We start from the raw sequence: 9,150 nt of genomic DNA on the forward strand, positions 1-9,150 counted from the left end.
ACCAGAACAGAGTAAATCTGTTAAGGCAGGTGCGAAAAATCCTTCGGGAAAGAAACAGAAACCGTTCGGCTGAGCTCACGGCCGAAGCCTAAATCGTGAGGTTTGGGAATCACCGTCCGTTCACGGCGGTGAGGATGTCAATCTACATCATTTGCCTTTTTCTCTATTTAATTTGGTATAACATCGGATTTTAACAGGTCAAAAGCCTTATTTTAAAAGGGTTTTACCATTATTCAGCCAGCCCTACTTAAATTACGAACAGCTTAATATGTCCCGTGGCAAACAGTGGGGCAAAAGCGATCGGAAGACCGCAAAAAATGCCTCTTAGCTTAACTACTATAAGAATTCATCTTTCTATCGTATTGAGGACGACAGGGACTGCCCCAAGCGACCTTTTGAGCAGGAATATCGGCAAATACGCTACTTCTTGCCCCAATAACAACATTAGAGCCAATTTTTACCCCCGGAGCCAAGAAACAATCGGCCGCGATCCAAGTACCATTACCGATGAGGATGGGAGTCGTTTTTAAGCTGAAAGAGCGATCGCTGGGATCGTGACTGCCAGTGCAAAGATAGCATTTTTGAGAAATCACACAATGACTGCCGATGGTAACGTTATCTAAACTATAAATCACCACATCATCGCCGATCCAAGTATAATCTCCGATCGCCACTTTCCAAGGATAAGTAACCCTTACCGTCGGGCGAATTTTCACCCCAAGGCCGATTTTAGCCCCGAATAGCCGCAAAACAGCGCAGCGAAAGCTATCCATCTGGTGCAAACTGAGGGGGAAAAGAATCCCCTGTACTAACCACCAAAGCAGGATAATTGGATGAGAACGACCGCGATCAAACCAAGATTGATCGTAGGTACGCAGATCTAGCCACGCTTCCTCATCGGTGCGGATTTCTGGGGACATAGTACTTATTTAATCATTTCTACCGGTTGAGGTTCCGAGGGTTTAATCGGGGGATTAGCCTGGGCATTAACGTTTAATTTACCGCCAAATTGCCGTAATTCGTACAATTTAACCCCTATTTGGTATTCGTACTGACTCAAAAGACGACCGTAGATATAACCAGCTTTGCCATCCAAGAAACCGAGACGGATAAAATAAAAGAGAATAAAGCGCAGCAGCGGTTTAAAGGGCAGTTTTACCCAAATTTTCTTTAAAAAACGTTTTCTCTGCACCGCATCACCGAACAGGTTCGCTCCGATCGTGCCGCTTTCGTCATTACCCGTGAGAATATTGTAATAAACCCGCGCTTCCCAGTTGGAATAACGATTATGTCTTTCTAACCAATGATAGATATCGCGGAAATCGATGTGCAGCATATCATTTTTCAGATATCCCACCTTGCCATCGAGGATAACGTGTTCGTGAACTTCGTTATCTCCCGTGTTGGGGATATCTTCCGTGTTTAAATTCTCGTATCTGCCCGACTTATGTTTCAATAAGCGCAGATTCCAGTCGGGATACTTGCCACCATAACGAATCCATTGTCCGAGGAAGAAGACGCGACGATTGAGATAATAACCGTTATAGTTGGGATCTTGGATCACGGTGGCGATTTCGTCCCATAGTTCGGGGGTGATTCTCTCATCACAATCGACGATTAATACCCATTCATTGCGAAAAGGCAGATTATCGAGGGACCAGTTTTTCTTTTTCGGCCAACGACCATTAAAATAGAATTGGACTACATTAGCCCCATAGTTTGTAGATATTTCGATCGAGCGATCGCTACTTTGGGAATCGACGACAAACACTTCATCAGCCCTAGCAACACTCTCTAAACAGGCGGGAAGGTTAGATTCCTCGTTTTTGGCGGGAATCAACACCGAAACGGGAATTTTTTCTGATTGACTAAACATTGGTACACTGTGGCTAGGTAGAGTGTTCGCATCTTTCCTTAAAACCCTTAGTCACTCTGAAAGCGAGAACTAGGACCTAAGATTTTTCTTGATCTTACTATACCTTATTTGGTTTTTTACCTAAAAATGTCGGCTTGAACCTAAGAGAGAGACTCCTAGAGACTTGCATATTCTCCCAGAAAATAGTGAAAAATTTGATCGCTAATTTCTAACTGCGAAATAGACGACTATACTGGGTTTCGTGGTTCATACTGGCAAAACTTAGCCCCCAACTCCAACTGCTCAGGTTTTCATCGGCTAAACTGATAATATCTGCTGTTGCTGTTAATAAACTGGGCTGTAAACCGATCAGAAGGGATTGTCCTAGGGTTTGCCCTAGGGGAATTAAACGCAATCCTGCATTGATTAAATTACTTGCCCAACTGTGTAAATAGCCTAAAACCGCTAATTCTTCGCCAATTTGCCAATGACTTGCCCCGATCGCAAAAGCGGTGGCATAATTAGCCTGTTCTGGTAGATTATCTCTGGCCGGTGCTAACTCCCGCAATAGGTTTAACAGCGATCGCCCCATTTGCCAGCTTTGTTGTCTTAATTCGGCCGTTTCCCGCGTTGCCGATAACCAATTATCCCAATAATTAAGTTTTGTAAAATCCTCTTGACAAAAACAACGATATACCCTTACCAAAACAGCCGTTTCTAAGCGAATCGAGCCTTGACAAAGCGATCGCTCTAACCAATCATTCAAGGTGGCACTATTGAAGATAATCCCCTTTTCGACGAGGGTTTCTAGCCCTTCGGAATAACTATAGGCCCCCACGGGTAAAATCGGACTAGCCAATTGTAATAAACACAAAAGTTCTTTTTGATCGAGCATAGAAAACCGAGAAAATTGTCCTTAACACAATTAGGGAAATGCTTGGCGCTTCGGTATGTAGATCGAGCCAGTAGAAAGCGGCACTCTGTGAATTATACCGTGGTTAATAGCCACAATTATAAACTACTATACTTATGTCCTCACGAGAACAGCATTTTCTGAAAATAAATCTTGTCGTTCTCCTCTTGATTTTAGCTTTGATTGCTGGGGTTGATCGGGCAAAATTAAACTCTAGTCTTTTATTTTATCCTCCCGCTACTCCCCCAACTCCGATCGCTGGTTTATTAACCCATTCTTTTCAATTGCTTTGTTGTTTACCCCCGATTGTTTGCCTTTTTAGTTATGCTTTATTGTCCCGCAAGGCAAGTTTCAATAATTCTCGCCATTTTTTCCTTGTTTCTGGCATAATAACGGGACTTTTTGCCATCAATGAAATCTTCAGAATTCATATCATTCTCCTCTATTTTAATATTCCCAAATTCTTGACTATCTCTGTTTACGGCCTGGCAATTCTGATTTATGGTTTAGCATTTTGGCGGCGAATAAGACAAACTTCTTACCAAATTTTAATCATCGCTTTAGCACTTTTAACTTTTGCGATCGCTGTCGATCTTCTCCAGATTAACAATCGAGGTTTTGCTAGTCTAAGTGAAGGAATTCCTAAACTGTTAAGCGCAGTGAATCTAGCTGGCTATTTTTGGGATGTATGTTTTCAAGAAATTTCCGCCCAGATCAAATCAAAATAAATTATCCATTTAGCTGTTTAACCAGATGTGATATTTCGGGAAGAATCAGTTTTTCTAGGGCTAATTTAACGGCATTAGTGGAACCAGGTAGAGAAAAGACTAATAAGTTTTGATAAACCCCAGCTATTGCTCTCGATGCCATGGCACGGGAGCCAATTTCCTGATAGCTGAGATAACGAAATAATTCGCCAAAACCGGGCAAAGTGATCCTTAATAAAGGTACTAAAGCATCGTATGTGGTGTCTCTGGGAGCAATACCTGTACCCCCATTGAAAATTAAGACTTTTATCTGATTTTGATTGCTAATCTCTGGTAAGATTGCTTGAATTTGTAAGGGTTGATCGGGGATAATTAAGTATAGGCCGATATCATGACCAGATCGAGTTAGTAACTCTTGAATTATCTGGCCACTCCTATCCGTCTCTGGGGTACGAGTATCGCTCACCGTGACTACGGCACAGGTAAGGTGAAGGAGGGTGGTGTCGGGATGGGGAATAAAGGTCATAATTAGGGTTTGCGGCAAAAAGTTTTTCCTGGGGACAGGGTGTGGGGTGTGGGGTGTGGGGTGTGGGGTGTGGGGTGTGGGGTTTTACCGATTTTGAGGTAGTCAATTACCTAATTTTCAGGGAAAAAGTGCCTGAATTTTACCCCCGATCACTCCAATGGTCAGCACTTTTTGAGGGAAAAAAAGTCTAAAAGCTTTATCCAACAAGGTTTTTAGATTTATTCAGCCAACCCTAATTAGCGATCAGCTGAGAGTTCGAGAAAAACAAGCATTGAGAACAAATATATGTACTAACTGGCTAGTGCAGTTCCCCTAGTATAAAAAACTTAACTTTTGCAAGTATTGCCGATTTTTACCGGTTTTTGGAACCTTTTCGCCGGTAATGATGACAAGGTAAACAGATTATCCCAAAATAACAAAATCGAGATTATCATCTAATTGGTATAGATTATGACTGGAATTATGAGTCAACTCAGTCCCCTACAAGCCGAACAAATCAAGGAAATCGGGACTTATTTACGTCAAAAACGAGAAGAAAGCGGCCTGAGCATAGACGATATCGCCGCCCTGACGATGATTAGAGTACCAATGCTAGAAGCGTTGGAAACGGGGAATTGGCAGAAATTACCAGAATTAATTTATGTCAAGGGATTTATCAAACGCTACGGTGATGCTCTAAAAATTGATGGTAAAGCTTTAGCCGATCGCTTGTCTCCTAGTGCGGAACAATTAGCTCAAGAGGTAACTATCCCGAAAACACTGCCCACAAAAGTTACCCCTCTCCCCAAGGCTGAACCCGCTGCCCCAAAAGTGGAACCGGTGAAACCAGAAAAACCAGCCCTGGAAGCTGGCCCCGAACCGGCTAAATCAACCTTTTTCGGGATGTATCTCTGGCTAGGCTTGCTGGCGGGTATATTTTGCGGTATTGGCTATCTTTTCCTCCGTCCCCCTCTCTCTAACCCCCCTGCCGTTACTCCCTCTCCTTCCCCTATAGTTTCCCCCGCGCCGGTAGTCCCTCCCGCACTGGTAGCCTCTCCTTCCCCTCCTCCTCAGCCAAAAGTTCCCCTCTCAGCCCAGGTAACTATTGAACAGGCCGCTTGGGTAAGGGTAATTGCCGATGGCAAAAAAGTCCATGAAGGCAATCTCCAACCCGGGACTAAACAAACTTGGACAGCCCAAAAGAGTTTAAATATTCGATCGGGCAATGCTGGAGGTGTTAAAATCTCTCTTAACGAAAAACCTGCCCAATTAATGGGTAAAGCTGGTCAAATCGGCGAAATCACCCTAACTGCACCTCCTCTCAGTGATCAGTAAACAGTAATCAGTAATCAGTGAACTAAAAACTCACATCTGAAAACTGATAACTGATCAGGCTGCATCATCCCAGATGGGGGTAAGGGTTTGATAATCGTAGCGGGAAGCGTTGGGATGACAGGTGACACAGGTGGTATGACCCATAGGAGTGGGTAAATTGACCCTAGGATGCAAAACCTTTACATAGGTGGACTGTTCAATTAAGAGGGGAACGAAAGTAGTCTGGGTAAGAGGGCGGGAAGAATAACTGAGATAATCCCAGATAAGACGCTGAGTAATGCCAACAATTGGTTTTAAACGGATACCATAGTGAGAATTAGGGTTTTCTAGGATTTTTTTCCAAGTTTGACTGGGTAGGATGCTGGGAGGAATGGCAATATGGCAAGTGGCACAATTTTCTAGATAGGTTTGCTGTCCAATTTGATAACGATTCAGCACTGTATCCGAGGAGGGAGATTGCGCGATCGCTGGTTCTTTAAGTAGCGAAGCCAGTAGAATACCCCCTAGAATACTGAGGAGAAAGAGGATAAGAAAAAAAATCGATTTCACTTGACCGCTGGAAGGCATGACTGGGATGACGGGTAATTGAACACAATTTTGACACTCTCGCCATCACAATGCCAAGCTGTGTGATGGGAGATTCTTGCTTCACAGAAACCTGCTTTTTGAGACGAATCCCAACGAGTCTTACAGTCTCTCCACAAGCTTAAACTCCTGACTGCCCATCAGTATTTGGGAGCTTCTGGTTTATGTGTGGAAACGAGGTCTATACTGATATTTTCTAGTTTCTTCCTCGGCTCGACTGAGCGTTCGACTGATCTCACGCCGAAGGCATCGCCGAACGTCAAAATAGCCCTAAAAGTCTTGCTTGATAGGTATTTCACGGTTTCATAAGCAAAAATCATAACACAAAGTCGAGAAGAGCCTCTTAACTTTTTTTGTATCAAAATTACTTGAACGGGAGCATTAAAAGGGGAGAATTAATCCCCCCCCATTAATTTAGACAAAGAAACTATTGACCGCAATAGTGCCGAGCGCCGGTAAAGTACCCGTTAACCCAGTCAGATTAATCACCAAATCATTAGCACTTTGGAAACCCGCCGTACCATCGTTGATAATTAGGTAAGTGGTAGTAGTATTAGCAACCCGCACTAAAACAGCACTGTTAGTTCCGAGAGCTTGATTTCCGGCTGTTGCCCCATTAGCATCGGTAAAGACGTTAGTAACAATGGTGTTAATATTGGTCGTGGTGCTATCTGCGGCCCGGGTAAAAGCGACAGGGGCATTAATTGCCGCACCAGCTTGACTAAGCAGGTCAATTTTATCAGTACCAATAGCAAAATCCGTAACTCGGTCTCGGGCTGCTGCGGTGGACTGACCAAATCGGAAGATGAAGATGTCTGTCCCCGTCCCACCGGTTAAAGTATCGCGTCCAGCAGCACCATTGAGGGTATCGTTACCAGCAGCACCATTGAGGCTATCGTTACCAGCAGCACCATTGAGGTTATTATTGCCACTATTCCCTGTAATCTGGTTATTTAAGCCATTACCCGTGCCATTAAGATTACCAGTACCAGTGAGAAGGAGATTTTTCACGTTGTTGGGAAGGGTATAGGAAATGGAAGCTTGCACGGTATCGGCTCCCTGGTTGAGAGCTTCAATGACCAAATCCCCGGCATCATTTACCGTATAAGTATCGTTTCCGGCTAATCCAGTCATGGCATCTGCTCCAGAGGTTCCCACAAGGGTGTCGGGGCCAGAAGTACCGATAAAGTCATCATTATTGATGGTTCCCGTGGCAGTAGCGGTGGTAATAGTAGCGCCGTTGGTGGCATTGGAGAGGGTGACGGTAAAGTTTTCGTTCAGTTCTACCGTTGTATCTCCCTGAACGTTAACGGTAATTACTTGACTGGTTTCCCCCGTCGCAAAACTCACGCTTCCTGAAGGTAACAATCCCCCGACAAAATCAGTGGCATTGGCAGGATTGGTTCCCGTACCGGTAACTGCCCAGTCAACGTTATTGGTTCCCGTGGTATTAACCGCACGAGTGACGGTGAAAGTAAAGGCTTTACTGCCACTGTTGCCCTCGGTTTGACTGGCACTGGTGGCGGCAATAGCGAGGGTGGGGATTGCTACATCATCATTTTGAATGGTTCCCGTGGCTGTAGCGGTGGTAATAGTAGCGCCGTTGGTGGCATTGGAGAGGGTGACGGTAAAGTTTTCGTTCAGTTCTACCGTTGTATCTCCCTGAACGTCAACAGTAATCACCTTACTGCTTTCTCCCGGAGCAAAACTCACTACCCCACTGGGTAACAATCCCCCAGCAAAATCAGTGGCATTGGCAGGATTGCTGCCGCTGCCGGTAACTGCCCAGTCAACGTTATTGCTTCCCGTGGTGTTATCCCCACGAGTGACGGTGAAAGTAAAGGCTTTACTGCCACTGTTGCCCTCGGTTTGACTGGCACTGGTGGCGGCAATGGCGAGGGTGGGAACTGTGGGACCACCCACATTTAAGGCCCACAATTCCCGACCGTTCACGCCGTCATTGGCCCGGAAGAACAGGGTGTTGCCCACCGCCGTTAGATTGCCGGAAAAGGAGTCACCGAAGCTGATGTCGGCGACCAAAACTGTACCGGCCGTCGTGCCGTCGCTTTTCCATAACCCATAACCGTTAACGCCATCATAGGCACTGAAGAACAGGGTGCTGCCCACCACCGTTAGATAGCCGGGGAAGGAGTCACCGAAGCTGATGTCGGCGACCAAAACTGTACCGGCCGTCGTGCCGTCGCTTTTCCATAACCCATAACCGTTCACGCCGTCATTGGCCCAGAAGAACAGGGTACTGCCCACTGCCGTTAGATAGCGGGGGGAGGGACCAAAGGAACCGGGAAAAATATCTTTGACCAAAACTGTACCCGCCGCCGTGCCGTCGCTTTTCCACAATTCAGTACCGTTCACGCCGTCATCGGCAGTGAAGAACAGGGTGTTGCCCACCGCCGTTAGATTGCCGGGGTAGGAGGTAGATAAACCGGGGCGGATATCTTTGACTAGAACCGTACCGGCCGCCGTGCCGTCGCTCTTCCACAATTCCTCACCGTTCACACCGTCATCGGCCCGGAAGAACAGGGTGTTGCCCACCGCCGTTAGATTGCCGGGGCCGAAGCCAGAGTAACCGGGGTTGATATCTTTGACCAAAACCGTACCGGCCGCCGTGCCGTCGCTTTTCCACAACTCCCCACCGTTCACACCGTCATAGGCCTGGAAGAACAGGGTGTTGCCCACCGCCGTTAGATTGCCGGGGAAGGAGTCACCGAAGCTGATGTCGGCGACCAAAACTGTACCGGCCGTCGTGCCGTCGCTTTTCCATAACCCATAACCGTTAACGCCATCATAGGCCCAGAAGAACAGGGTATTGCCCACCGCCGTTAGATAGGGGAAGGAGTCACCGAAGCTGATGTCGGCGACCAAAACCGTACCGGAGGCCGTGCCGTCGCTTTTCCACAATTCAATATCGTTGCCGTCATAGGCCTGGAAGAACAGGGTGTTGCCCACCGCCGTTAGAAAGCCGGGGTAGGAGCCAACGGAACCGGGGTTGATATCTTTAACTAAAAAAGGAGTTGACATGATTTTTTCCTGAATAAAGGGTGAAAATTAAACAGTTAGGTAGTGGTGCAGAATAAATTTCCTAGTGGAGATCTAAGTACAGGACAAAAAGCTTGAAAAGTAGGCGGGAGTGGGGTTTTATGAGAAATAGCACTAATCTCGAAACCCCTATGAACCAGTATAATGCGTTGAAACAAGCTCTCAAACCTCATTTGCGATGGCACGGAGCAAG

8 protein-coding genes are annotated in these 9,150 nt (G+C 46.1%); 2 read left to right on the forward strand and 6 right to left on the reverse strand.

The features are described from left to right. Nucleotides 1-329: 329 nt before the first annotated feature. The 3 genes from hpsU to O9334_RS19185 form a co-directional block, all read right to left on the reverse strand. Complete coding sequence (hpsU, locus tag O9334_RS19175; protein ID WP_288001880.1) at nt 330-920, reverse strand: hormogonium polysaccharide biosynthesis acetyltransferase HpsU; 591 nt, start codon at nt 918-920, stop codon at nt 330-332. A gap of 5 nt (nt 921-925) precedes the next feature. Further along, nucleotides 926-1,876, reverse strand: a complete 951-nt coding sequence (locus O9334_RS19180) for a glycosyltransferase family 2 protein (RefSeq protein WP_045360525.1) — start codon at nt 1,874-1,876, stop codon at nt 926-928. 208 nt (nt 1,877-2,084) lie between these two features. Continuing rightward, the gene (locus O9334_RS19185) at nt 2,085-2,750 is read right to left on the reverse strand and encodes an urease accessory protein UreF (protein WP_288001883.1); all 666 of its coding nucleotides are present in this window, start codon (nt 2,748-2,750) and stop codon (nt 2,085-2,087) included. 134 nt (nt 2,751-2,884) lie between these two features. Between O9334_RS19185 and O9334_RS19190 the strand changes: the two genes are divergently transcribed. Continuing rightward, nucleotides 2,885-3,496: a DUF8692 domain-containing protein gene (locus tag O9334_RS19190; RefSeq protein ID WP_288001886.1), complete on the forward strand. Its 612-nt coding sequence runs from the start codon at nt 2,885-2,887 to the stop codon at nt 3,494-3,496. A 1-nt stretch (nt 3,497) separates the two neighbouring features. Here the strand turns inward: O9334_RS19190 and O9334_RS19195 are convergent, their stop codons facing one another. Further along, a complete protein-coding gene (locus O9334_RS19195) occupies nt 3,498-4,001 on the reverse strand; it encodes a MogA/MoaB family molybdenum cofactor biosynthesis protein (protein WP_190381655.1) in 504 nt (167 codons plus the stop codon). Nucleotides 4,002-4,451: 450 nt separating this feature from the next. Here O9334_RS19195 and O9334_RS19200 point away from each other — a divergent pair, with 450 nt between their 5' ends. Beyond that, the gene (locus tag O9334_RS19200) at nt 4,452-5,315 is read left to right on the forward strand and encodes a helix-turn-helix domain-containing protein (RefSeq protein WP_045360534.1); all 864 of its coding nucleotides are present in this window, start codon (nt 4,452-4,454) and stop codon (nt 5,313-5,315) included. A 54-nt stretch (nt 5,316-5,369) separates the two neighbouring features. Here O9334_RS19200 and O9334_RS19205 read toward each other — a convergent pair whose 3' ends face one another. Further along, entirely contained in the window at nt 5,370-5,882 is a 513-nt protein-coding gene (locus O9334_RS19205; protein ID WP_045360536.1) for a dihem cytochrome c family protein, read from the reverse strand. 432 nt (nt 5,883-6,314) lie between these two features. Next, nucleotides 6,315-8,939 (reverse strand): ELWxxDGT repeat protein, encoded by a 2,625-nt coding sequence (locus O9334_RS19210; protein ID WP_288001890.1) that lies wholly within the window; start codon nt 8,937-8,939, stop codon nt 6,315-6,317. Nucleotides 8,940-9,150: the final 211 nt, after the last annotated feature.

This window comes from Microcystis sp. LE19-8.1F (genome assembly GCF_027531715.1).
Taxonomy (GTDB): Bacteria; Cyanobacteriota; Cyanobacteriia; order Cyanobacteriales; family Microcystaceae; genus Microcystis; species Microcystis wesenbergii_A.

Coding starts and splice junctions, on each gene's coding strand:
- O9334_RS19185 (WP_288001883.1), bottom strand. CDS start 2,750: ATGCTCGATCAAAAAGAACTTTTGTGTTTATTACAATTGGCTAGTCCG.
- O9334_RS19180 (WP_045360525.1), bottom strand. CDS start 1,876: ATGTTTAGTCAATCAGAAAAAATTCCCGTTTCGGTGTTGATTCCCGCC.
- O9334_RS19210 (WP_288001890.1), bottom strand. CDS start 8,939: ATGTCAACTCCTTTTTTAGTTAAAGATATCAACCCCGGTTCCGTTGGC.
- hpsU (WP_288001880.1), bottom strand. CDS start 920: ATGTCCCCAGAAATCCGCACCGATGAGGAAGCGTGGCTAGATCTGCGT.
- O9334_RS19205 (WP_045360536.1), bottom strand. CDS start 5,882: ATGCCTTCCAGCGGTCAAGTGAAATCGATTTTTTTTCTTATCCTCTTT.
- O9334_RS19200 (WP_045360534.1), top strand. CDS start 4,452: ATGACTGGAATTATGAGTCAACTCAGTCCCCTACAAGCCGAACAAATC.
- O9334_RS19190 (WP_288001886.1), top strand. CDS start 2,885: ATGTCCTCACGAGAACAGCATTTTCTGAAAATAAATCTTGTCGTTCTC.
- O9334_RS19195 (WP_190381655.1), bottom strand. CDS start 4,001: ATGACCTTTATTCCCCATCCCGACACCACCCTCCTTCACCTTACCTGT.